23 protein-coding genes are annotated in these 22163 nt (G+C 41.6%); 1 reads left to right on the top strand and 22 read right to left on the bottom strand.

The features are described from left to right. Positions 1-87: 87 nt before the first annotated feature. The 22 genes from dprA to gyrA form a co-directional block, all read right to left on the bottom strand. Positions 88-936 carry a DNA-processing protein DprA gene (dprA, locus tag ATE34_RS08325; RefSeq protein ID WP_084911612.1) on the bottom strand — a complete coding sequence of 283 codons (849 nt, stop codon included), beginning with the start codon at positions 934-936 and terminating at the stop codon, positions 88-90. A gap of 80 nt (positions 937-1016) precedes the next feature. After that, positions 1017-1640: a hypothetical protein gene (locus tag ATE34_RS08330; protein ID WP_084911614.1), complete on the bottom strand. Its 624-nt coding sequence runs from the start codon at positions 1638-1640 to the stop codon at positions 1017-1019. Positions 1641-1784: 144 nt separating this feature from the next. Next, entirely contained in the window at positions 1785-3608 is a 1824-nt protein-coding gene (gene lepA / locus ATE34_RS08335; protein WP_084911615.1) for a translation elongation factor 4, read from the bottom strand. A gap of 78 nt (positions 3609-3686) precedes the next feature. Next, positions 3687-4415, bottom strand: a complete 729-nt coding sequence (locus ATE34_RS08340; RefSeq protein ID WP_084911617.1) for a metallophosphoesterase family protein — start codon at positions 4413-4415, stop codon at positions 3687-3689. Continuing rightward, positions 4416-6083, bottom strand: a complete 1668-nt coding sequence (gene recN, locus ATE34_RS08345) for a DNA repair protein RecN (RefSeq protein WP_084911619.1) — start codon at positions 6081-6083, stop codon at positions 4416-4418. 6 nt (positions 6084-6089) lie between these two features. Then, positions 6090-6521 (bottom strand): arginine repressor, encoded by a 432-nt coding sequence (locus ATE34_RS08350; RefSeq protein WP_084911621.1) that lies wholly within the window; start codon positions 6519-6521, stop codon positions 6090-6092. Next, on the bottom strand, positions 6514-7329 hold the full coding sequence (locus ATE34_RS08355) for a TlyA family RNA methyltransferase (RefSeq protein ID WP_084911623.1): 816 nt from the start codon (positions 7327-7329) through the stop codon (positions 6514-6516). Before ATE34_RS08355 ends, ATE34_RS08350 begins: the two co-directional genes overlap by 8 nt. After that, a complete protein-coding gene (locus tag ATE34_RS08360; RefSeq protein ID WP_084911624.1) occupies positions 7322-8197 on the bottom strand; it encodes a polyprenyl synthetase family protein in 876 nt (291 codons plus the stop codon). The genes ATE34_RS08355 and ATE34_RS08360 overlap by 8 nt, the downstream gene beginning before the upstream one ends. After that, the gene (locus ATE34_RS08365) at positions 8194-8406 is read right to left on the bottom strand and encodes an exodeoxyribonuclease VII small subunit (RefSeq protein ID WP_000043226.1); all 213 of its coding nucleotides are present in this window, start codon (positions 8404-8406) and stop codon (positions 8194-8196) included. The genes ATE34_RS08360 and ATE34_RS08365 overlap by 4 nt, the downstream gene beginning before the upstream one ends. Beyond that, positions 8384-9724, bottom strand: a complete 1341-nt coding sequence (gene xseA / locus ATE34_RS08370; RefSeq protein ID WP_084911626.1) for an exodeoxyribonuclease VII large subunit — start codon at positions 9722-9724, stop codon at positions 8384-8386. The genes ATE34_RS08365 and xseA overlap by 23 nt, the downstream gene beginning before the upstream one ends. Positions 9725-9852: 128 nt before the next feature. Then, on the bottom strand, positions 9853-10491 hold the full coding sequence (udk, locus tag ATE34_RS08375) for a uridine kinase (protein ID WP_009730252.1): 639 nt from the start codon (positions 10489-10491) through the stop codon (positions 9853-9855). Between the two features lie 109 nt (positions 10492-10600). Then, the gene (truB, locus tag ATE34_RS08380; RefSeq protein ID WP_084911629.1) at positions 10601-11479 is read right to left on the bottom strand and encodes a tRNA pseudouridine(55) synthase TruB; all 879 of its coding nucleotides are present in this window, start codon (positions 11477-11479) and stop codon (positions 10601-10603) included. Between the two features lie 10 nt (positions 11480-11489). Beyond that, a complete protein-coding gene (locus ATE34_RS08385) occupies positions 11490-12764 on the bottom strand; it encodes a DUF2130 domain-containing protein (RefSeq protein ID WP_061598294.1) in 1275 nt (424 codons plus the stop codon). A gap of 92 nt (positions 12765-12856) precedes the next feature. Further along, a complete protein-coding gene (locus tag ATE34_RS08390; protein WP_061598293.1) occupies positions 12857-14137 on the bottom strand; it encodes an O-acetylhomoserine aminocarboxypropyltransferase/cysteine synthase family protein in 1281 nt (426 codons plus the stop codon). Between the two features lie 150 nt (positions 14138-14287). Further along, entirely contained in the window at positions 14288-15085 is a 798-nt protein-coding gene (locus ATE34_RS08395) for a formate/nitrite transporter family protein (protein WP_061598292.1), read from the bottom strand. Positions 15086-15210: 125 nt separating this feature from the next. Continuing rightward, positions 15211-15558 carry a hypothetical protein gene (locus tag ATE34_RS08400; protein WP_009730255.1) on the bottom strand — a complete coding sequence of 116 codons (348 nt, stop codon included), beginning with the start codon at positions 15556-15558 and terminating at the stop codon, positions 15211-15213. Between the two features lie 121 nt (positions 15559-15679). Next, positions 15680-16021: a hypothetical protein gene (locus tag ATE34_RS08405; RefSeq protein ID WP_084911631.1), complete on the bottom strand. Its 342-nt coding sequence runs from the start codon at positions 16019-16021 to the stop codon at positions 15680-15682. 119 nt (positions 16022-16140) lie between these two features. Then, the gene (locus ATE34_RS11305; RefSeq protein WP_000080836.1) at positions 16141-16263 is read right to left on the bottom strand and encodes a hypothetical protein; all 123 of its coding nucleotides are present in this window, start codon (positions 16261-16263) and stop codon (positions 16141-16143) included. Positions 16264-16394: 131 nt separating this feature from the next. Next, positions 16395-17024, bottom strand: coding sequence for a hypothetical protein (locus tag ATE34_RS08410; RefSeq protein WP_084911633.1), 630 nt, complete (start codon positions 17022-17024; stop codon positions 16395-16397). A gap of 26 nt (positions 17025-17050) precedes the next feature. Further along, positions 17051-17467, bottom strand: coding sequence for a hypothetical protein (locus ATE34_RS08415; protein ID WP_084911635.1), 417 nt, complete (start codon positions 17465-17467; stop codon positions 17051-17053). Between the two features lie 73 nt (positions 17468-17540). Further along, a complete protein-coding gene (locus tag ATE34_RS08420) occupies positions 17541-18287 on the bottom strand; it encodes a class A sortase (protein ID WP_000018513.1) in 747 nt (248 codons plus the stop codon). Continuing rightward, positions 18287-20755 (bottom strand): DNA gyrase subunit A, encoded by a 2469-nt coding sequence (gene gyrA, locus ATE34_RS08425; RefSeq protein WP_084911637.1) that lies wholly within the window; start codon positions 20753-20755, stop codon positions 18287-18289. The genes ATE34_RS08420 and gyrA overlap by 1 nt, the downstream gene beginning before the upstream one ends. Before the next feature lie 194 nt (positions 20756-20949). On the opposite strand from gyrA, the gene ATE34_RS08430 reads away from it, so the two are divergent. Next, positions 20950-21936: an L-lactate dehydrogenase gene (locus ATE34_RS08430; RefSeq protein WP_000204720.1), complete on the top strand. Its 987-nt coding sequence runs from the start codon at positions 20950-20952 to the stop codon at positions 21934-21936. The last annotated feature ends 227 nt before the right edge of the window (positions 21937-22163 follow it).

The raw sequence follows: 22163 nt of genomic DNA on the forward strand, positions 1-22163 counted from the left end.
TATAAAGTGTAAACCATTTTTCTATAGCTGTCAAGACTTAACTCCTATATATAGAAGAAAAGTTTATCTGAGGGAACAAATTTCTCCTTAAAATTCAAACTCTGCCAGCACATCTTGACCACTTGTGACCAGTTTTGCTCCCTCTTGGATCAGGTGGTGACAGCCATCTGAATAGCCATCTAAAATGTTCCCTGGAATAGCAAAGACATCGCGTCCTTCCTCCATCGCGCGTTCACAGGTAATGAGACTCCCAGAGCGCATCCTTGCCTCTGCAACGATCACACCACGGCAAAGGCCAGCAATGATCCGATTACGAGCTGGAAAGTGAAATTTCAAGGGTTCTTCACCTGGACCGTACTCACTTAGCACTAGATGATGATTGCCAATGTAGTCCTGCAAGCGTTTATTAGCACGTGGATAAAAAACATCCAATCCTGTTCCAATGACAGCAATCGTTCTCCCTCCATTCTGGAGCGCAGCCATATGGGCAGCGGTATCGATTCCTTTGGCCAAGCCACTGACCACGATTAACTCGTTTTCCAAACCTTGGATAATTTTCTGGATCGACTTAGCACCTTGGCTCGAACAAGAACGACTCCCTACAAGAGCAACCTTTGGAAACTTCAGTAAATCCAGATTCCCTTTGTAAAACAAAAGAGCTGGAGGGTCGTAAATCTCACTCAGATCCCAAGGATAACAGTCGTCTAGAATCGAGAAGGATGGGAATTTTTGGAACTCCTTCTCCAACTGTGCATCATCTATCTGGAAATAGCGTTCCATAAAGACAGCAGGATTACGACATCCTGAAATTTCTGCAATATCACCTAGCAAGAGCTCCTGATCTACAGTCTCGTCGTATTCAAGAACAGTTAAAATTTGTTGATTGGTCAAGCCAGCTTTTCTCAATTTGTAAATCTCATAGTTTGTGATCTTCATATACAACTCCATTTCTTTTTCTACTCATCTATCTATTCGTAAAAAAATAAAAAGAAGACCAAGGATCTTCTTTTTTTCATTTATTCAGATTTAGTAGTTGACCAGCTACTTTCAACCATCGGTAAGATAGTTTTTAAAGTTTCCCCATCCCCTTCAAGTGAAACATAGCGTATTTTACCATCATTTGATCGGAAAACCCAGGTAACGAGGTATTTCCCTGACTTAGCAATTGCATTGACAACATAGGCTTCATAACCTCCAATGGTCGATTTGGAGCCCCAAACCTTACTGAAATCAGAGCTTTGTTCTTTGGAAGTTAAAATACTAGATGAGACAGTCACAACATCCAGTTTAGCATATTCTTCTTCGCTGATATTAAACTGCTCAGCCTTGAAGGTATTCAGCGTAACAATGTTGATATCTGTTCCATCGCAATACTGTATATCATTTCCACCTTCTACTTCATGGAATCGAACCCATGATTTGGGTACCTTGACAAAACCATATTCATTCGAACCGATGATTTGCGTCTCTTCCTTTTTCGCTTCGGAAACAGTAGAGCTAGAGCTACTCGTTTCCTGACTGCTAGAAGAACTAACAGCCGCAATCGAACTTTCTTCGGTTGCTGTTTGCGATTTATTAGAGCATGAAGCTAGAAAAACACTAGCAGTAACAACAGTTCCTAAAATTAATAATTTTTTCATCCTACCACCTTTCCATCTGCATTATAAGAAAAATAAGAACTTCTGTCAAATTCTAACCTGATCTATTCTGTTAGTTTCCAATTCTATAGCTCACATTTAAAGCAAAAACTCTTGAAAAATCTTCAAGAGTTTTGTTTTTTATTTCTATTCTTCATCCATGCTTAAGACGCTAAGGAAAGCTTCTTGTGGGACTTCTACTGATCCGATAGCTTTCATCCGTTTCTTACCTGCCTTTTGTTTTTCAAGGAGTTTGCGTTTACGAGAAACGTCACCACCGTAACACTTGGCAAGTACGTTCTTACGAAGGGCCTTGATATCAGTACGGGCCACAATCTTGTGCCCAATTGCTGCTTGAATTGGAACCTCAAATTGTTGACGAGGGATGATTTTCTTGAGCTTATCCACGATGAGTTTCCCACGTTCGTAGGTAAAATCCTTGTGAACGATAAAGCTGAGGGCGTCCACCTTATCACCATTGAGAAGGATATCCATTTTGACCAATTTAGATGGACGGTACTCTGACAATTCATAGTCAAAGCTTGCATAACCACGCGTCGAAGACTTAAGCTTATCAAAGAAGTCAAAGACGATTTCAGCAAGTGGGATTTGGTAGATAACATTGACACGATTGTCATCAATATAGTCCATAGTCACAAAGTCCCCACGTTTGCGTTGAGCCAATTCCATTACTGCCCCAACAAACTCCTGTGGTACCATGATTTGCGCCTTAACATACGGTTCTTCAATGGTCGCAATCTTGGTTGGATCTGGAAACTCTGATGGGTTAGAGACATCCATAGACTCACCGTCAGTTTGGTTAACCTTATAGATAACAGACGGAGCTGTCATGATGAGGTCAATATTGAACTCACGCTCCAAACGCTCTTGGATAACATCCATATGGAGAAGTCCAAGGAATCCACAACGCAAACCAAATCCCAGCGCCTGCGATGTTTCTGGTTCAAACTGCAGACTGGCATCGTTGAGCTGCAATTTTTCTAGGGCTTCACGAAGGTCATTGTATTTATTTGACTCGATTGGGTAAAGTCCTGCAAAGACCATAGGATTCATCTGCTTGTAGCCATGTAATGGCTCTGCCGCAGGATTGGTTGCCAAGGTAACTGTATCACCCACACGAGTGTCTTGAACTGTCTTGATAGAAGCCGCAATATAACCAACGTCACCTGTCGCTAGGAAATCGCGCCCGACTGCTTTCGGCGTGAAAATACCAACTTCCGTCACATCAAAAGTCTTTCCATTGCTCATGAGTTGAATCTTATCACCAGGTTTGACCACTCCGTCCATGACACGCACTTGAAGGATAACCCCACGATAGGCATCATAAACTGAGTCGAAAATCAAGGCCTTTAATGGAGCTGAAACATCACCAGTTGGTGCGGGAACTTTCTCTACGATCTGCTCGAGAATTTCTTCAATCCCAATACCAGCTTTGGCTGAAGCTAAGACTGCTTCGCTGGCATCCAGTCCGATGACATCCTCAATCTCTGTACGAACACGCTCTGGATCCGCAGCTGGTAGGTCAATCTTGTTAATGACGGGCAAGATTTCCAAATCATTGTCCAAGGCTAGATAAACGTTGGCAAGTGTTTGAGCTTCAATCCCTTGGGCCGCATCAACCACCAAAATCGCTCCTTCACAGGCAGCTAGCGAACGCGACACTTCATAGGTAAAGTCCACGTGCCCTGGCGTGTCAATCAAGTGGAAAATATAGGTTTCTCCATCTTTTGCAGTATAATTGAGCTCAATGGCATTAAGTTTAATGGTAATCCCACGTTCACGTTCAAGATCCATACTATCCAAAAGCTGGGCCTGCATTTCACGACTAGAAACGGTCTCCGTCTTTTCCAAAATGCGGTCTGCTAGCGTTGATTTCCCATGGTCAATATGGGCGATAATAGAGAAGTTCCGAATCTTCTCCTGTCGTTTTTTCAAATCTTCTAAGTTCATGATGCTCTTCCTTTCAGGGTATCTATTAATTATAAATTGTTTTTAACATTTTGACAAGACCATACCCTGCTAGGAGTACTAATCTTCGGCAATAAAACCATCATTTTCGATAAAGTGGTGTTCTGTCATTCCTTGGTCTGTAAAGACGATTCCATGAAGGACACCACCATAGACAGCTCCTCCATCCATGCCAATCTTGCCATCATCTGTTATCCAAAGCTCAGCTGTACCTCGGTCTTGCTTCAGTAAGCCATAAACTGGTGTATGCCCAAAGACAATGGTTTTTCCAGTATGATTTTCGGCTTCGTGGAATGGTTTTCTGAGCCAGACTTTCTTGTAATCTGTGGTTTCATGCCAATCATCCAAGGTCAAATCAATACCAGCATGAACAAAGATATACTTGTCTGTCTCAACAACAAAAGGCATTTGACGAATAAAATCGACTAAATCGGTTGCTTCCGTCTCGACGCGTTTAGCGTCTTCAACTGCATCCACAGGTGCATCCAAGGGACGACCTAGGATTGAGTTAATGGTTGTATCACCACCATTGCGACGATAGTGGTCATAGCTTTCTTCAGGATTGTCCAACCAAGTCAAAAACATATACTCGTGGTTTCCTGATAGACAGATAGCCCCTTGATTGTCCACCAAGTCCTTGACCATTTCTAGAACACGGCGACTATCTTCACCTCGGTCAATCAAATCCCCTAGAAAAAGCAACTGGGTGTGACCATCCCATGTTTTGAGAAGGTCTTCCAGCATACCCGCTTTTCCATGGACATCTCCAATTACATAATAGTCTGTCATTTATTTCTCCCTCGTTTGCAATAATTCTCTCGCTTGGGTAAGGGCAGCTTCGGTTACATTCTCTCCTGCCAACATCTTAGCGACTTCCTCTACTCGCTCTTCTAAAGTTAAGAGACGAACAGTCGAAACTGTTGAGTGCTCATCGCTAATCTTCTCAATAAAGAATTGATAATTCGCGATGGCAATCACTTGTGGAAGATGAGAAATAGCTAAAACCTGACCATGTTGGCCAATCTTATGAATCTTCTGAGCAATGGCTTGGGCTACACGACCTGAAACTCCAGTATCCACCTCATCAAAGACAATACTAGTCTTGCCTTCTTTACGAGAAAAGGCGGATTTAATAGCTAGCATGAGGCGGGATAATTCCCCACCGGACGCAACTTTAACCAAAGGCTTAAAGTCCTCACCCGGGTTAGTAGAAATGTAAAACTCGACCGTTTCATTCCCCTCACGACTAAATTTGCCCTTGCTAAAGCGAACCTGGAATTGTGCTTTCTCCATATAGAGATCCTGAAGTTCTTGTTTAATCTCAGCCTCAAGCTGCTGGGCCAAATCATGACGAGCTGATGCAAGTTGCCCTGCCAAATCGACAAGATTAACTTCCAATTTCTTGAGCTCTGCTTCCATGTCTTCAGAAGAAAGGTTATTACCCGTCAAGAGATTGTACTCATCCGTAATCTTGGCAAAATAAAGCAAAACGTCGTCCACAGTTCCACCATACTTGCGGGTAATCGTATTCAGAAGATCTAGGCGATTTTCAACCTGCATGAGGCGATTGCCATCAAAATCCAAGTCCTCAATAATATCTTCTAAACGCTTGGTAATATCTTCTAAAACATAGTAGGTTTCTGATAGAGAACTTGAAATTTCACGGTATTCAGGGTCATATTCTTCGACACTTTCCATGTCATTCATGGCTGAACGGACATTAGCAAGACTGGAGAATTCCTCATTGTCCAACATACTATAGGCATTGGTTAGGGTATCTGCAATATTTTTATGGTTGAGAAGTTTATCACGTTCTTGGTTGAGAGCTAAGTCTTCACCAGCCTGCAAGTTTGCTGCCTCAATCTCTGCCATTTGAAATTCCAACATCTCAATGCGAGACTTGTGTTCCTGCTGGTTTTTCTTAACTTCTAGAACCTGCTTACGCATTTTGCGATAGGCATCAAAGCTCGTCTGATAGGTCTCCTTCAGCTCCAAGAAAGCTGCATCACCAAACTCATCCAACATCTGGATGTGAAGTTGAGGACGCATTAACTCCTCTTGGTCATGCTGACCATGGATATCCACAAGGTGTTGCCCAATAGCACGCAAGACAGAAAGATTGACCATCTGGCCATTCACGCGACTAACACTACGACCATTTTGCAGAATTTCACGCCGGATGATAATTTCATCACCCATTTCCAAACCTTGCTCATCAAAAAGTTCCTGTAAAAGGCGACTGTTTTCAATCGAAAAAAGTCCCTCAATCTCCGCCTTTGGCGCACCATGACGAATAACGTCTGTCGTTGCACGAGCCCCCAACATGAGATTCATAGCGTCGATAATGATAGACTTTCCGGCACCCGTTTCCCCAGTCAAAACAGTCATACCCTTTTCAAAATTGAGCGAAATCGCCTCAATAATGGCAAAGTTTTTTATTGAAATTTCAAGTAACATACTGACCTACCATTTTTTGACTTGTTCAACAATTTCTTCAGCTGCCTCTGCTGTTCTAGCTACAATTAAGATAGAATCATCATCAGCTAGACAGCTAAAAATCTGTTCAGGAAATGCTTCGACCAACTGACTCTTCACAAAAATAGTATTTCCGGGAATGACAGAAAGGTTGATCATATTTCCCATTAACTCAAAGCTCACAATATTGTCCTCAGCCAACTGCAAACTTTTGACGATTGATTTTGGCAACTCATAGATATAGGTGTTGTTCTTCAAAGGAATTTTAACAATACCAAGCTCCTTGATGTCCCTTGAGACAGTGGCTTGCGTAGCAGAAATACCTGCTTCCCTCAAGTACTCAACGATTTCTTCCTGAGTCCCGATTTGATAATCCGTAACAAATCTTCTAATTTTTTCAAGTCTTTCTTTTTTATTCATCTTTAAATTCTCTATGCGCTCTCTCTACAACTTTTTCTATTTCAGGGGCAACTTGGTTACTTGCTCCGTCTTCCTTTTTCAAATATGCCAGAAATTCGATGTTTCCATGTCCACCTTGGATAGGTGAATAGTCTAATCCAAGAACTGAAAAACCTTGTTCAACCGCCATAGCAGTGAAAGATTCAAGGACAGTTTGATGAACCTTGGCATCTCGAATGATTCCATTCTTTCCAATCTGCTCACGACCTGCTTCAAACTGAGGTTTGACAAGTGCTACCACCTGACCTTGATCAACCAAGACACGGTGCAAGGCAGGCAAAATCAGACTGAGGGAAATGAAACTCACATCAATACTGGCAAAACTTGGTTCCTGCTCAAAATCAGTCTTTTCAGCATAGCGGAAATTGAACTGCTCCATACTGATAACCCGAAGGTCTTGACGTAATTTCCAAGCCAACTGATTGGTACCAACATCAACTGCAAAGACCAACTCAGCACCATTTTGCAACATGACATCAGTAAAGCCCCCAGTAGAGGCTCCAATATCAATCGTTGTCGCTCCTTCAACTGACAAATCAAAGACCTGCAAGGCCTTCTCCAGTTTTAGACCACCTCGACTGACATACTTGAGTTTTTCACCCTTGAGTTTTAGCTCAGTGTCATCTGGGATTTTCTCTCCTGGTTTGTCAAAACGCTCCCCATTGAGGACAGCCACAACCAGACCTGCCATGACACCACGCTTGGCTTGTTCGCGCGTTTCAAACAAGCCCTGTTTATAAGCTAGTACATCCACTCTTTCCTTAGCCATTGATTCTCAAACTTTCTACTACTTTCACAATCGCCTCTGTTTCAAAGCTGACTTGCTGGGAAATTTCTTCTAATTTTTCATTAGCTTGATCCAAGGTTTGGTTACAAAAGGCAATCGCCTCCTCCAAACCCAACAAGGCTGGATAGGTTGACTTTTCTGCCTGCAAATCCTTTTGTGGAGTCTTCCCGATTTCCTCAAAACTAGCTGTCACATCCAGCACATCATCTCGAACTTGAAAGGCCAGCCCAATCAATTCACCAACCGTTTTCAATTTTGCTTGGATTTCAGGTGCCAATTCTGCTAGGATAGCAGCTGCTTGGAAAGGATAGGCAAGTAACTTACCTGTTTTATTAGCATGAATGGTCTGAAGTTCTTCCAAGGACAAGTGCTGACGTTCACCCTCCATGTCCAGAACCTGCCCTGCCACCATGCCCAAACTACCTGACGCAAGGGATAAGTTGGCTATCAAGTCCACCTTGATCTGACTTGGCAAATCTGCCTGCGCAATCAAGGCATAAGGATCTAGGAACAAAGCATCTCCAGCCAAAATGGCCATCGCTTCGCCAAATTTCTTATGATTGGTCAAGCGTCCACGACGATAATCGTCGTCATCCATAGCAGGAAGATCATCATGAATCAAGCTTCCTGTATGAATCATTTCCAAAGCCGCAGCCACCTGCGCGTGTGCTGGTCTAATAGCAACATGCAAGGCTTCCAGAACTTCTAGCAAGAGAAAAGGTCGAATACGCTTGCCACCAGCATGAATGGAATAGAGAACGGACTCTCGCAAACTAGAAGCAAACTGCTGGTCTCCATAAAAGTCTTCCAAAGCAGACTCCACAAGAGCTAATTTTTCTTGCTTCTTCATTCAAAATCACTTTCTGTTCCGTCTTCTTGCATGACCTTGACCAAGGTCTTTTCAGCCTTGTCTAGCGTCGCTTGGAGTTCTTTTGATAAGACCATGCCCTTTTGAAAGGCCGCAATCGCATCTTCCAGAGCAATTTCACCATTTTCCAAACTTTGGACAATGGTCTCCAGCTCTGCTAGATTTTCCTCAAATTTCTTTTGTTTTGACATCTTTAACCTCTAATTCTACCTGACCATCTCGCATCAAAAGCGTTACTTGGTCTTTTTTCTTTAACTTCTCAACCGAATCTACTACGGACTCTTCTTTTTTGACAATAGCATAGCCACGCGCCACGATTCGACTGGTATCCAGCATCAGCAGGGCTTCTGAAAGTCGCTTCACTTCAGCGACCTTGGCATCATAAACCAGAGCCATTTGGCTACGTAGGAGCTTGTCCAACTGACCTAGACGGTCTTGATAACGCTGGATTTTGGTAACAGGTGATAATTGGACTAGTTGATGCGTCCTTGCTTGGACTAGCTGTTTGCTATCAGAAATCCGTGTTCGCAAACTTTGTTTTAAGCGCAGTTGCAGTTGGTCCAACCTTTGCAAATAGCCGTCATACAAGCGCTCTGGCTGTCTAAAGATAACAGACTGACTGCATTTTTTCAAAGTTTCTCTTTTCTTTGACAAGACATTTTGTACAGCTGTCGCCATCCGTTTTTCCTGATTTTGCAAATGGGTCAAGAGATCCAACTTAGTTACAGGTGTTGCCAGTTCTGCTGCAGCCGTTGGCGTCGCAGCCCGTCTATCTGCCACAAAATCCGCCAAGGTCACATCCGTCTCATGACCAACACTAGAGATGATGGGTAAACGGGATTCAAAAATAGCCCGTACCACGATCTCTTCGTTAAAAGCCCAGAGATCCTCGATGGAACCCCCACCACGACCAATGATGAGAACATCTAGGTCCTCACGTTGATTGGCACGCGCAATATTTCGAGCAATTTCCTCCGCAGCTCCATCACCTTGTACCTTAGTCGGATAGAGAAGGATGTCAACACCAGGGAAACGTCTGCTGACGGTTGTGATAATATCTCGAATAACGGCGCCACTACGACTGGTTACTACACCAATTCTCTTAGAAAATTGGGGAAGAGGTTGCTTGAATCTCTCTTGAAACAGACCTTCTTCTGTCAGTTTCTTCTTGAGTTGTTCAAACTGAATCGCTAGCGCCCCAACCCCATCAGGCTCAGCTTTTTCAATGATGATAGAGTAGCTACCGCTTGGTTCATAGATCTGAACACGCCCAATCACATTAATCTTCATTCCCTCTTCGAGGTCGAAACCTAATTTTTGATAAATCCCAGACCAGATGGTCGCTTGAATGACTGCATGGTCGTCTTTTAGGGAGAAATATTGGTGAGTAGGTCGTTTACGAAAGTTGGAAACTTGACCAGTTAAATAGACCCGTTCCAAGTAAGGGTCTTTATCGAATTTCATTTTCAGATACTTGGTCAAAGTTGTTACCGATAAATACTTTTCCATCTCCACCTACTATTCATTTTCTTGCTTTTCCATGGGTATTATTATACCAAAAACATGCTTAAAAATCACCTTTTTCCTACCGAAACTAAAGGAAAAATAGAAAAAGGAGGCTAGGCCTCCTCATCTGATTATTTGCTGTTTCGTGCTTCTTCCAAAATCTTTGCAATCTTGGTGGTCAAAAGGTCGATAGCAACGGTATTGCTGACTCCTTCAGGAATGACGATATCGGCATAACGCTTGGTCGGCTCGATAAACTGGTGGTACATGGGTTTGACCACGCCCAAATACTGCTCAATAACGCTGTCTAGACTACGGCCACGCTCCTCCATATCACGCTTGATACGACGAATAATGCGCACATCATCATCTGTATCCACAAAAATCTTGATATCCATCAAATCGCGCAGACGCTTGTCCTCCAAGACCAGAATCCCCTCAACGATAAAAACATCCTGAGGCTCCTGACGATAGGTCTTGCTACTCCGTGTATGCTCTGTATAGTCATAAGTTGGAATATCCACCGGACGTCCTGCCAACAATTCCTTAATCTGCTCGATCATCAAGTCTGTATCAAAGGCAAATGGATGGTCGTAGTTAGTTTTGACACGCTCTTCAAAGGTCAAGTGAGACTGATCCTTGTAGTATGAATCATGCTCAATCATGGAAATCTTTTCATCAGGAAAATGCGATAAAATGGCCCTCGAAACACTGGTTTTACCACCACCAGAACCACCTGTCACTCCGATAATGATTGGTCTATTTTGCATGCTATCCTCCGTTTTTTTATCCGTCGTCTATTCTATCATATTTTTAGCAAAATTTATAGTCTGATTTGGATAGTCTAGGGGAAACAACATTCCCTACACCCCAGTTAGACTAGCTAAAAACCTTCCTTGGTTTGTAGAGATTGCCTCTTTTTTCTAAAATGGCAAGCAATTTATCACCTTCAAAGGCAGCCAATTCTTGGTCTGTTTGGTCTAACTCGATAAAACGGCCAAAGCGCACTTCTGTAGCCTCTTCTGGACTTAGAAAAACTTTGACAAGATCCCCCGTTCCAATCTCTAGAGGATGGAGAAAGTCCAGTTGACCAGCCTCCACTTTTTCAGCAATTTCGTCCAAGGTAAGAGCATCTTCTAACTGTAAACCTGCTGCACTAGTCCGTGTTAAATGGGACATATGAGCCGCATAACCCAGTTTCTCTCCCAAGTCAACTGACAAGGTACGGATATAGGTTCCCTTACTGCATTTTACACGAAAAGTGAATCGTGCGAGGTGATCCTCATAAGAAATCGGACTTGTCCGTTCAAAGCTATAAATAGTTACCTGACGTTGAGGACGCTCCACCTCCTGACCAGCACGCGCATACTCATAGAGCTTGCGACCATTGACCTTGACTGCCGAAAACATAGGCGGAATCTGAGTAATAGGCCCAGTGAGACTGGCAATCGCTTCATCGACAATGGTTTCATCCAAGGGTGATAAAACGGGTGTCTCTGCGACCACTTCACCACTGGCATCTTCGGTCGTTGTTGAATAGCCGAGAGTGATTTCCCCCTCGTAGACCTTGCCCTCATCCTGCATAAATTCGACCATACGAGTCGCCTTGCCAACCGCAATGGGCAAAACACCCACTACATCCGGATCCAAGGTCCCACCATGACCAATCTTCTTGGTTCCCAAAATCTTACGCAGTTTAAAAACCGCATCATGCGAGGTCATCCCTGCTTCTTTTCTTAAGTTGATAATACCGTTCATGTGTTGCTTTCTACTCCCCCTTCAGCGCTTCAAACTTCGCTTTCATAGTTGGATTTTTACGAGTCAATTTTTTAACCGAAACATCTTCCAATTTGTTGTTAGCGAGGCGGAGTTGGTTTTCAGATGTGGTTAGGAACTTTTTGACTTCCTCCATCCGTTTGATGGCCTTATCGATTTCATCGATAGCTTTTCCAAAGTTGGTTGAAGCAGAGTTGTAGTTTTTGGCAAAAGCTACTTTGAAGGCATCCAAGTCTTCTTCAAAATGCGTAATATCGATATTCTGCTCCCGAACCAAGGCCAACTCTTGCTTGTATTTGAGAGAATTAAGAGCCGCATTACGCAGGAGACCAATCAACTGGATGAAGAACTGAGGACGGACCACATACATCTTTTCATACTCGTGGCTGACGTCAACAATCCCTGTGTTAAAGTAGTCGTTATCTGCTTCTAACATGGTCACCAAAACGGCATACTCACAGTTCTTTTCATGACGGTCCTTGTCCAATTCCTTGTAAAAATCTGCATTCTTATGCTTCTTCTCCGTCCCATCCGCTTCATTTTTCATCTCAAACATGATGGAAATGAATTCTAGACCATTTTCATCAAAATCACGGAAGATAAAGTCCCCCTTAGAACCACGCGCAGAGACCTTGTTATCCTTCTCAAAGTAGGCATTTGGAAAGGCAAAACTACGAACCTTGTTAAACTCACTCTCTGCATACTGTTCCAAACTTTCCCCGATAGCTTTTGTAGATTGTTGGGCTTTAAAATTCTTGTAAAATTCAACTTGTTCACTAGCAGCCTTAAGCTGGGCTTCGTAATTCTGCTTAACAGAAGCCAAAGACAGCTCATTTTCCTTTTCTTGCAAGAGGAGCTGATTTTTGACCTGATCCCGTTCTTTTTCTAAGTCAGAAAGAGCCTTTTGCAGTTGATTTTCATGCTTAAAACGCAAGGTGGCCAATTGGCTTTCCAAGGCCTGCACTTCCTTGTCCTTTGCTAATAAGGCCTCATGACTTGTCTGTTCAACTTCTTTCTTAGCTAACTCTTTCTCTGTATCAAAGTTTTGGATTTGACTCTGCAATTGCGCAATTTCTTGATCCTTCTGAGCCAGTTTAGTCTGTTGCTCATTCATGGCCTTTTGTTCAGCCAAGGCCAGCTCCTGCCTCATGCGATCGTGTAATTCCTTATCAAACTCAGCTGTTCTCACTTGGGATAAAAGTTCGGCATACTGACTCTCATTTACTGTAAAGACTTCCCCACAGTTGGGACATTTGATTTCGTTCATATATTCCTCTTTCTAGACTTCTGTAACCATTATATCATGCTTAAAGGAAAATCAAAAACAGTGAGTCGAAACCCACTGTTTATCTGTTTGCTTTATACTTTTTCCAAGGCCAAACGCAAATCTTCAATCAAATCCTCTACATTTTCAAGACCGATAGACAAGCGGATTTGGTTTGGTGTGACACCTGCTGCTTCTAGATCTTTTTCTGACAACTGACCGTGAGTGGTTGTCGCTGGATGGACAACAAGCGATTTGGCATCTGCTACGTTTGCAAGGTCAGAGAAGATTTCCAAATTATCAATCACCTTGCGAGCCTCTGCCTCTCCACCTTTAACATGGAAGGTAAAGATTGAACCAACACCTTTTGGCAAATATTTCTCAGCCAAGGCATGGTAAGGACTGTCCGCTAGTTTTGGATAGTTTACTTTTTCTACCTTAGGATGGTTAACAAGGAAATCAACAATTTTCTCTGCATTTTGCACATGGCGTTCGACACGAAGAGAGAGAGTTTCAAGCCCTTGGAGCAAGAGAAAGGCATTAAATGGTGACAAGGCAGCACCTGTATCACGAAGCAATTGAACACGAACAGCGATAATAAAGGCTGCTGCACCCACATCACGAGTATAGCTCAAGTTGTGGTAACTTGGGTCTTCCTCAACAAATTGAGGGAACTTCCCTGAAGCCTCCCAGTCAAAACGACCACTATCGACAATCACTCCACCAATAGTCGTACCATGCCCACCGATAAACTTAGTTGCTGAATGAATGGCAATATCTACACCGTGAGAGAAGACGTTAATCAAATATGGTGTGGCAAAAGTGTTGTCTGAAACGAGAGGAATCTTGTGTTTATGCGCAATCTCAGCCAATTTTTCCAAGTCAGGAATATTAATCAAGGGATTCCCCAAGGTTTCAATCAAGACAAGCTTGGTATTGTCACTGATAGCCGCTTCCACCTCTTCCAAATTATCCACATCCACAAAGGTAGTTGTGATCCCATAACGAGGAAGGGTTTCCTTCAAGAGGTTGAAGGTCCCACCGTAAATAGTTGACGCAGCCACCACATGGTCACCTGCGTGAGCAAGCGCCAAAATAGTGTAGGTTACAGCAGCCATACCTGATGCTGTCGCTAGTGCTCCAACACCACCTTCAAGAGCAGCGATTCTTTCCTCAAAGGCTGCTGTTGTAGGATTGGTGATACGAGTATAGATATTGCCTGGTTTTCTCAAGGCAAACAGATCTGCACCTTCCTGCGTGTCATCAAAAACGAAGGATGTTGTTTGATAAATCGGTACTGCACGAGACTTAGTTGCTGGATCAACCACTTGCCCAGCATGTAATTGTAGAGTTTCAAATTTAAAATCACGAGTCATAAGACGACCTCCAAATAGCTTCATTACGGATATTGTATCATCTTGTACCAGTCTTTTCCAATACCGTTTTTCTATATTTTGATATAAGGAACAACTATGACTAGTCTTACATCTCAAACAAAAAAGCACGATTAACTCGTGCTCATTTCTTTAATCGACATAAGTATCTTCGTTTTTATTGAGGAAGGCGTATGGTAAGCCCATCAAGAGACCTCCTCCGATAAAGTTCCCGACAAAGGTTACACCCCAGTGTCGAAGAATATTAGGTATGTCAAAGTTAGCAATAGAATCAGCTGCAACACTGAACTTAACAATCGCGAAAGAAGCAAAGTTCGCAGCAATGTGTTCGTTTGTTAAGAATACAAACATGTAAATCGCTGATAAGACAAGCCAAAGTTTGGCGCCACCGTCTTTCACCAAAACGAATGAAAGAATGGCAATGTTTACAAAGATATTGGCTAAAATACCTTCAAGTAAGACTAACTCATTGGAACGACCTAACTTCATCTCTACAACCCCTGAAATGAAGCTATCATGTGTTAGATTTGCATAGGCTGCTGAGTGGGCAAAGCCCCAACCTGCTATAAAAGCTCCGATGAGATTGAACAAGGTACAGTATAGTAAAATCTCAGCTGTTTTTCTCCAAGAAATTTTCTTCAAAAAACTGCCAGCTGTCAAAAACATCATATTTGAAGTTACTAGCTCAGCATTCAAGAAAACAATGTAGGCCAATCCCCAAGCAAAAACGAATGGGAAGAGGAAGCGTCCACTGCCTGGTGCGATCTTATTAATCAAGTCAGCCCCGACTGCACCTGCAGCTGTACTAAATGTTAAAAAGGCACCTGCAAACATGGAACGAATCGCATACTTAAACTTGCTTTGGCTATAAAGACTTTCTTTCTTCTTGCAAGCAAATTCAATCTTTGAGATAAATTCTGAAGAGACCATAAAAAACTCCTAAAACTTTTATTTGTGAATATTATAACATAAAGAACGCATTTTGAAAAGCCTTTCTTGTATACGTTTTCTACAAAGAAAATCAAGGCATTGGGGGAATTCCATAAATCTCTCCTTTACCCATTAACAGAAAAACATTTCAATGTTTCAAATTGATCATCCAAAAATTCAAACTCAAATAGGTGCCAGTCATCGAAGGTTTGCTCACAATAACTAACTGTTCCTTGATTGTAGTCAATGATAGGTTTCCCCAGCTTGTTCTTCACATCTTCCTCGCTGACTTCTCCATACATTTCCTTAAGATCAGCCAGCATGAAGTTGATAATTCTATTGAGATTTTCCTGATAATTTTTTGATAACAGTTCAACTTTATCTATAAAGTCACAATCAGGCTCCTCGTCCCAAACAAAGGTCACTCCCTCATGCTCATAAGTGTATTGCTGTAAACTCTCATCAAAATTCATTGTTCACTCTCCAAATCATTATCATTTACTAAAAATTATTAACATTAATCAAAATGTTCAAATGTTTTCATAAAAATGTCTTCTACACGCACATACGATAAAATAACAACGCTTGCAATGATTAGAAGATATCATCAGAATGTTCACTTGCTTGTTGCACAAACTCGAAAATATTCGAAGATATGGGTTTCATTTCCAGTGAACCTAATGCCCCCAAATCATTCATATAAATAGTGTCGTCAGAGTCTTTCTTTATAAAAAAAGCAACATCCCCATCTTGCCCAATCAGGAAAAAATCAGGTTCCCACTCTTCTATTTGGTAGGTGGAGTTTCTCTCTAGCAAATCTAGCCTTGAGTATAAGGTGATACCTGTATTCTCTATTACAAACTCTCCTGCTTTGTCGATTTTACTCAAGAATTCTGCGTATAGGTTTGGAAGTACCAAGTCAATCTGATTATTCATTGTCAACTCCTCATCTATTTTTCCTACTGCGAAAGTCCTATACCTCATCTTCACTTAGTTCTCTAAAATGTGAAATATGATATCCAAAATAACACTTCCCCCGATTTTCCTATGAAGTTTCAGTGTCCAGCCATATTGGCAATTCCTCCCAAGAATATCATAGGAAGATCCTTGTCAAATGGAAAACTACTTGTTATGTCTTCTTTGAGCCTAACTAAAGACTTTTCTCTTAACTGACTCATTATCTATCCTCTCTTATGTCAAGCATTCTTCGGTTTCTTACGATAAATCTTTCAACCTACTGACCAATTTCCTTTCACATTGAAAAGATACCATTAAAGTTGAATGATCATCTTACAAGCATCATACATTATCAAGTTTTATAGCTTTCGATTTCTTCTCTACTCATTCCTACAAGTTCTGTCGTCCACAAGCCCACAATGTCCGACAAAACTGAATCACAGGTATATTCTTCTTCACCGTCTATATACTTACAGGAAAAGACAGGCTTCCTTGTCGCCGCTTGATAAAATGTCATGGATACTTCTTCTAGTTTTTTAGGATTGAAATCAAGTGATAGTTTTTGAGCCATATTTCCTCGTACCAGATCCCAATTTTCCTGCTTAACCTGATAGCTTTCTCGTATTTTAGACACATATCCCCTACAAAATGCTTTCAATAAGTCTGTATTCTGATAAAGATACTGACAGCTAAAATCTGAAATACAACCTGCGTGAAGTAGGAATGTCAGTAAGTCATCCAGACTTTCTGCTACTCTCCCAACTTGGCCCTCACTTCCGATAAAGCCTATGCTGTTATCTTCGAGAAAAACATATTCTCCTCCACTACCGTCTTGAGCAAATACCTTACAGGCAAGAGAGTATTCCTCATTGTTCCCTGAAAACTGAACTTCACTTATCTTGTCATAAAAATAAATATCACATTCAGTCATCAGTAAGGTCCTTAACTGTTCATTTTCTCTGACTTCTTGTAGCTTATCCATGATCATTCCTTTCTTAAACTAAACACTTATCCATCTATTACAATTCTAATATGGTAGTTTTTAGTTCCATTCTTTAGATTCTTCACAAGGAGATCATTCTGTTTTGATTTGCCACAGAAAAATGATAGAGTCTTTCTGTTTTTCTGTTCAATAAACACATGATACCTTGCCCCATTCAATTTGACACTTCGAATATATTTGACTTCAATCCTTTTGATGTTATTCAGCGGAATGATTCGCTTCACAAATACGAAAGCAATGTGAATATAAAGTCTCCCATTGGCAATGTGAAATGGGGCAAAAAAATTACCACCACTACGACGGACAATTATAAAACGTCGCCAAAAGATTAGTAAAAGAATAGAGGTTAATAAGTAAAAGGCAAAACTAAAGACAGGACTTTCCCACATCATTTTCATTCCAATCCAAAAATATTCGAACATGCATCATTCTCCTTTGACTGATGTCTCAATTTGACAAAAACCAGTGAAAAATACAATTCACTGGTTTTTGAGGTTAATAACGTTGTCTATACGGTTGATTAAAGGCCTTCAAAATATCCTCAGAAGTCTCTGAATAAGCTTTTGATTCTTTAAAAATCCCCTTAACAATTATACGCTCAGTCGCATTATAATCAACACAGGTAACCAAAGTAATCTCCTTTACGCCATCACGATCTTCGATTTCATCTACTCGGTCCGGAGTAACGTGTTTAACTTCCGTAATCTCATAAGTATAAACCTTATCCTTATCGGTCAGGTAAATTTTCATACCCGCTTTAGCGTTAACTAAAGGTGAGAAGAGCATTTGACTGGCATTTTCAGCAGTAAAGATATGGTGACTCGCTAGAGAATAGTTGCCCTCTCCCATTTTTTGGTCTGGTTTCATGGTTCCTGCTCCGTAGAACAAGTTTACATTATCCAACCCTTTGAAAATTGGCAAGTTAATCTCCACTTCGGGAATAGCAATTCCTCCAATAACAGGAAGCTTCTGAGCGTCCCACTGAGCGGCTAGAACTGCTTCAGATGAAATAGATTTAACCGAATCAAAATCAAAATTTCCTTCTGTTTTGAGATTTTCATCTATATTTTCTTTAGTAACCTGATTGACTTGGTATTTATTGGTGTTCCACACCATAAAGAGATCTCGAATCTTTGAATTAAAAATCAAAGCTAAGGATAAAAGAATTAAGAAAACCGCTAAAATATTGAGAAATAGATTCCTACGCTTATTCTTCTTACTTTTCGTTTTTTTATGAGACATTATGCTTTACCTTCTGTTTCGTTTTCAGTCCCAACTTCTTCTTTTTCTACCGCATCCACCGTTGTAAAGGTCACAATCTTGGCATCCTGGTCTAGACGCATCACCTTAACTCCCATAGTTGAGCGTCCTGTTTGTGAAATATTGGCAACGTTTGTTCGAATCATGACACCAGTATCCGTGATAATCATCAGGTCTTCATCTCCTTTAACAGTGAGGAGACCTGCCAGAGGACCATTCTTCTCAGCAACATTGGCTGTCTTCATCCCTTTACCACCACGACCTTTTGTTGGATATTCAGTTGCAAGAGTACGTTTACCATAACCTTTTTCAGTGATGATAAGGACCTCGTCCTGGTCAGTGATGACACTAGCACCAACTACAGTGTCTCCATCACGGAGGTTAACACCTCGGACACCTGTCGCGATACGGCTCATACCACGAACAGCTGATTGATTAAAGCGAACGGCATAACCAAACTTAGTACCAATGATGATATCTGTATCTTCTTCTGTCAGCAAGACATTAATCAGTTCATCTTCATCCTTGAGATTCAAAGCTTTAAGTCCATTTTGACGGATATTAGCAAATTCTTTAACACTGGTTCGTTTCACGATACCGTGACGGGTTGTGAAGAAGAGATAGGCGTCATCACTACGTTCAGATTTAACATTAATGATGGTTTGTATGCTCTCCCCTTCATCCAGCTTCAAAAGATTGACAACCGGCAATCCCTTGGCCGTGCGACCGTATTCAGGAATTTCATAACCTTTTAGTCGGTATACGCGACCTTTATTGGTAAAGAAAAGCAAGTGATCATGGGTGCTGGTTGAAACCAACTCACGCACAAAGTCATCATCCTTAACTCCTGTACCTTGGACTCCACGACCACCACGTTTTTGAGCAGTAAATTCACCTTGGTCCAAACGTTTGATATAGCCCTTGTTAGAAAGAGTGATTAAGACATCTGACTCCTCAATCAAGTCTTCATCTTCCAGAGTTAAGACTTCTCCAACCATCAACTCGGTACGACGTTTGTCACCAAATTTACGTTTTACTTCATCTAATTCATCTTTTATGATTTGCGCTACACGTTCTGGTTTAGCAAGAATATCGGTTAGGTCTGCAATCAAGGCAATCAATTCATCATATTCAGACTGAATCTTATCGCGTTCCAATCCTGTCAAACGGCGAAGACGCATATCAAGGATAGCCTGACTTTGGCGTTCAGAAAGCTTGAACTTGCTCATCAACTCAGCTTGTGCTTCCGCATCCGTTTCACTAGCACGGATGATACGGATCACTTCGTCGATATGGTCTAGCGCGATTAAAAGGCCTTCTAAGATGTGCGCACGCGCTTCTGCCTTTTCCTTGTCAAAACGAGTACGACGAACAACCACTTCTTTTTGGTGTTCAATATAAGCATCCAAAATTTGGCGAAGAGATAAGATTTTTGGTACGCCATTTTGAATAGCAAGCATATTGAAACCAAAGTTGGTTTGCATCTGCGTCATCTTGAAGAGGTTGTTGAGGATAACATTTGCGGATGCATCCCGTTTGACCTCGATCACGAAACGAACCCCTTCACGGTTGGATTCATCACGGACTGCTGTAATGCCCTCAATCCGTTTTTCTTGTACCAAACGAACAATATGCTCATGTACCTTGGTTTTATTAACCATGTAAGGAAATTCCGTTACAACGATACGCTCACGACCTGTCTTAGTGGTTTCAATCTCTGTACGAGAACGGAGGACAATGGAACCTTTACCAGTCTCATAAGCCTTATGGATACCTGATTTCCCCATGACAAGGGCACCAGTTGGAAAATCTGGACCAGGCAAGACTTCCATCAAGTCCTTAGTAGTTACTTCAGGATTGTCCATGACCAATTTCACAGCATCAATGGTTTCACCTAGGTTGTGAGGTGGGATATTGGTTGCCATCCCAACAGCGATACCAGTTGCCCCATTGACCAAAAGGTTTGGAAAACGAGCCGGCAAGACCAAGGGTTCACGTTCGTTAGCATCGTAGTTGTCTACGAAATCAACTGTGTTTTTATTGATGTCACGAAGCATTTCAAGAGCAATCTTGCTCATACGAGCCTCAGTGTAACGCTGTGCGGCGGCACCATCCCCGTCCATGGAACCAAAGTTTCCATGTCCATCGACAAGCATGTAACGGTAGCTCCACCACTGAGCCATACGGACCATGGCTTCATAAATAGATGAATCCCCGTGTGGGTGGTATTTACCCATAACATCCCCTGTGATACGGGCTGATTTTTTATGAGGTTTGTCTGGAGTAACACCTAGTTCATTCATTCCGTAAAGAATACGGCGGTGAACAGGCTTCAAGCCATCTCGAACATCAGGAAGAGCACGCGCTACGATAACACTCATGGCGTAATCGATAAAACTGGTCTTCATCTCCTTTGTCAGATTGACATTCACTAAATTTTTATCCTGCATTAATAAATGCCTCATTTCACTATTAGTAATTAGATATATTATACCATAAAATGTCCTTTATTTCAGGCTTCTGAAACTACTAAAACGTTTACATTTGGAAGTGAATATAATATCCGTGACAAAGTTTTTTAAAAGTGATAAAATGGAGATGTATGGGAAATCCCAAAAAAAAAATGAAGGAGACGTTTAGAAAAATGACTTCAACTAAACAACACAAAAAAGTGATCCTTGTTGGTGACGGTGCCGTAGGTTCTTCTTACGCTTTTGCACTTGTTAACCAAGGAATTGCACAAGAACTTGGAATCATCGAAATTCCACAGTTGCATGAAAAAGCTGTAGGTGATGCACTTGACCTTAGCCACGCCCTTGCCTTCACTTCACCTAAAAAAATCTACGCAGCTCAATATTCTGACTGTGCGGACGCTGACCTTGTTGTTATCACTGCAGGTGCTCCTCAAAAACCAGGTGAAACTCGCCTTGACCTTGTAGGTAAAAACTTGGCTATCAACAAATCAATCGTAACACAAGTTGTTGAATCAGGTTTTGATGGTATCTTCCTTGTTGCTGCTAACCCAGTTGACGTTTTGACTTACTCAACTTGGAAATTCTCTGGATTCCCTAAAGAACGCGTTATCGGTTCAGGTACTTCACTTGACTCAGCACGTTTCCGTCAAGCACTTGCTGAAAAATTGGATGTTGATGCTCGTTCAGTTCACGCCTACATCATGGGTGAACACGGAGATTCTGAATTCGCTGTTTGGTCACATGCAAATATCGCTGGTGTAAACCTTGAAGAATTCCTTAAAGACACTCAAAACGTTCAAGAAGCTGAATTGATTGAATTGTTCGAAGGTGTTCGTGATGCTGCTTACACAATCATCAACAAAAAAGGAGCTACATACTATGGTATCGCCGTAGCACTTGCTCGTATCACAAAAGCAATCCTTGATGACGAAAATGCAGTACTTCCACTTTCAGTCTTCCAAGAGGGTCAATACGGAGTTGAAAACGTCTTTATCGGTCAACCAGCAGTTGTTGGTGCACACGGTATCGTTCGTCCAGTAAACATCCCATTGAACGACGCGGAAACTCAAAAAATGCAAGCATCTGCTAAAGAATTGCAAGCAATCATTGATGAAGCATGGAAAAATCCTGAATTCCAAGCAGCTTCTAAAAACTAATTAAAAGAAGGTTCTCATTTCATGGGAGCCTTTTTTCTTTTACTGTAACGGCTTAAACCCTATTTTTCAAAAGACCACTTATCTCAGAAGTTATATATTATACCAAATACTCAGTTGAAAAAAACATCTAAATTTATATATATAACTAAAGAAATGAAATCAACCGTGGCAGATGTCATGGAAAAGTATTAGTTCTTGCCCCAAAAATGCCCCAAAGCAACAAAAAA

The organism is Streptococcus oralis subsp. tigurinus (genome assembly GCF_002093545.1).
Classification (GTDB): Bacteria; Bacillota; Bacilli; order Lactobacillales; family Streptococcaceae; genus Streptococcus; species Streptococcus oralis_C.

Bases quoted from the DNA above. Each gene is read 5' to 3' on its own strand.
- ATE34_RS08365 (WP_000043226.1), bottom strand. From the start codon at position 8,406: ATGTCAAAACAAAAGAAATTTGAGGAAAATCTAGCAGAGCTGGAGACC.
- ATE34_RS08415 (WP_084911635.1), bottom strand. From the start codon at position 17,467: ATGTTCGAATATTTTTGGATTGGAATGAAAATGATGTGGGAAAGTCCT.
- ATE34_RS08355 (WP_084911623.1), bottom strand. From the start codon at position 7,329: ATGGCTAAGGAAAGAGTGGATGTACTAGCTTATAAACAGGGCTTGTTT.
- udk (WP_009730252.1), bottom strand. From the start codon at position 10,491: ATGCAAAATAGACCAATCATTATCGGAGTGACAGGTGGTTCTGGTGGT.
- ATE34_RS08420 (WP_000018513.1), bottom strand. From the start codon at position 18,287: ATGTCTCATAAAAAAACGAAAAGTAAGAAGAATAAGCGTAGGAATCTA.
- ATE34_RS08330 (WP_084911614.1), bottom strand. From the start codon at position 1,640: ATGAAAAAATTATTAATTTTAGGAACTGTTGTTACTGCTAGTGTTTTT.
- ATE34_RS08340 (WP_084911617.1), bottom strand. From the start codon at position 4,415: ATGACAGACTATTATGTAATTGGAGATGTCCATGGAAAAGCGGGTATG.
- ATE34_RS08360 (WP_084911624.1), bottom strand. From the start codon at position 8,197: ATGAAGAAGCAAGAAAAATTAGCTCTTGTGGAGTCTGCTTTGGAAGAC.
- ATE34_RS08395 (WP_061598292.1), bottom strand. From the start codon at position 15,085: ATGGTCTCTTCAGAATTTATCTCAAAGATTGAATTTGCTTGCAAGAAG.
- truB (WP_084911629.1), bottom strand. From the start codon at position 11,479: ATGAACGGTATTATCAACTTAAGAAAAGAAGCAGGGATGACCTCGCAT.
- ATE34_RS08405 (WP_084911631.1), bottom strand. From the start codon at position 16,021: ATGAATAATCAGATTGACTTGGTACTTCCAAACCTATACGCAGAATTC.
- ATE34_RS08430 (WP_000204720.1), top strand. From the start codon at position 20,950: ATGACTTCAACTAAACAACACAAAAAAGTGATCCTTGTTGGTGACGGT.
- ATE34_RS08385 (WP_061598294.1), bottom strand. From the start codon at position 12,764: ATGAACGAAATCAAATGTCCCAACTGTGGGGAAGTCTTTACAGTAAAT.
- ATE34_RS08350 (WP_084911621.1), bottom strand. From the start codon at position 6,521: ATGAATAAAAAAGAAAGACTTGAAAAAATTAGAAGATTTGTTACGGAT.
- lepA (WP_084911615.1), bottom strand. From the start codon at position 3,608: ATGAACTTAGAAGATTTGAAAAAACGACAGGAGAAGATTCGGAACTTC.
- gyrA (WP_084911637.1), bottom strand. From the start codon at position 20,755: ATGCAGGATAAAAATTTAGTGAATGTCAATCTGACAAAGGAGATGAAG.
- ATE34_RS11305 (WP_000080836.1), bottom strand. From the start codon at position 16,263: ATGAGTCAGTTAAGAGAAAAGTCTTTAGTTAGGCTCAAAGAAGACATA.
- ATE34_RS08410 (WP_084911633.1), bottom strand. From the start codon at position 17,024: ATGGATAAGCTACAAGAAGTCAGAGAAAATGAACAGTTAAGGACCTTA.
- dprA (WP_084911612.1), bottom strand. From the start codon at position 936: ATGAAGATCACAAACTATGAGATTTACAAATTGAGAAAAGCTGGCTTG.
- xseA (WP_084911626.1), bottom strand. From the start codon at position 9,724: ATGGAAAAGTATTTATCGGTAACAACTTTGACCAAGTATCTGAAAATG.
- ATE34_RS08390 (WP_061598293.1), bottom strand. From the start codon at position 14,137: ATGACTCGTGATTTTAAATTTGAAACTCTACAATTACATGCTGGGCAA.
- ATE34_RS08400 (WP_009730255.1), bottom strand. From the start codon at position 15,558: ATGAATTTTGATGAGAGTTTACAGCAATACACTTATGAGCATGAGGGA.
- recN (WP_084911619.1), bottom strand. From the start codon at position 6,083: ATGTTACTTGAAATTTCAATAAAAAACTTTGCCATTATTGAGGCGATT.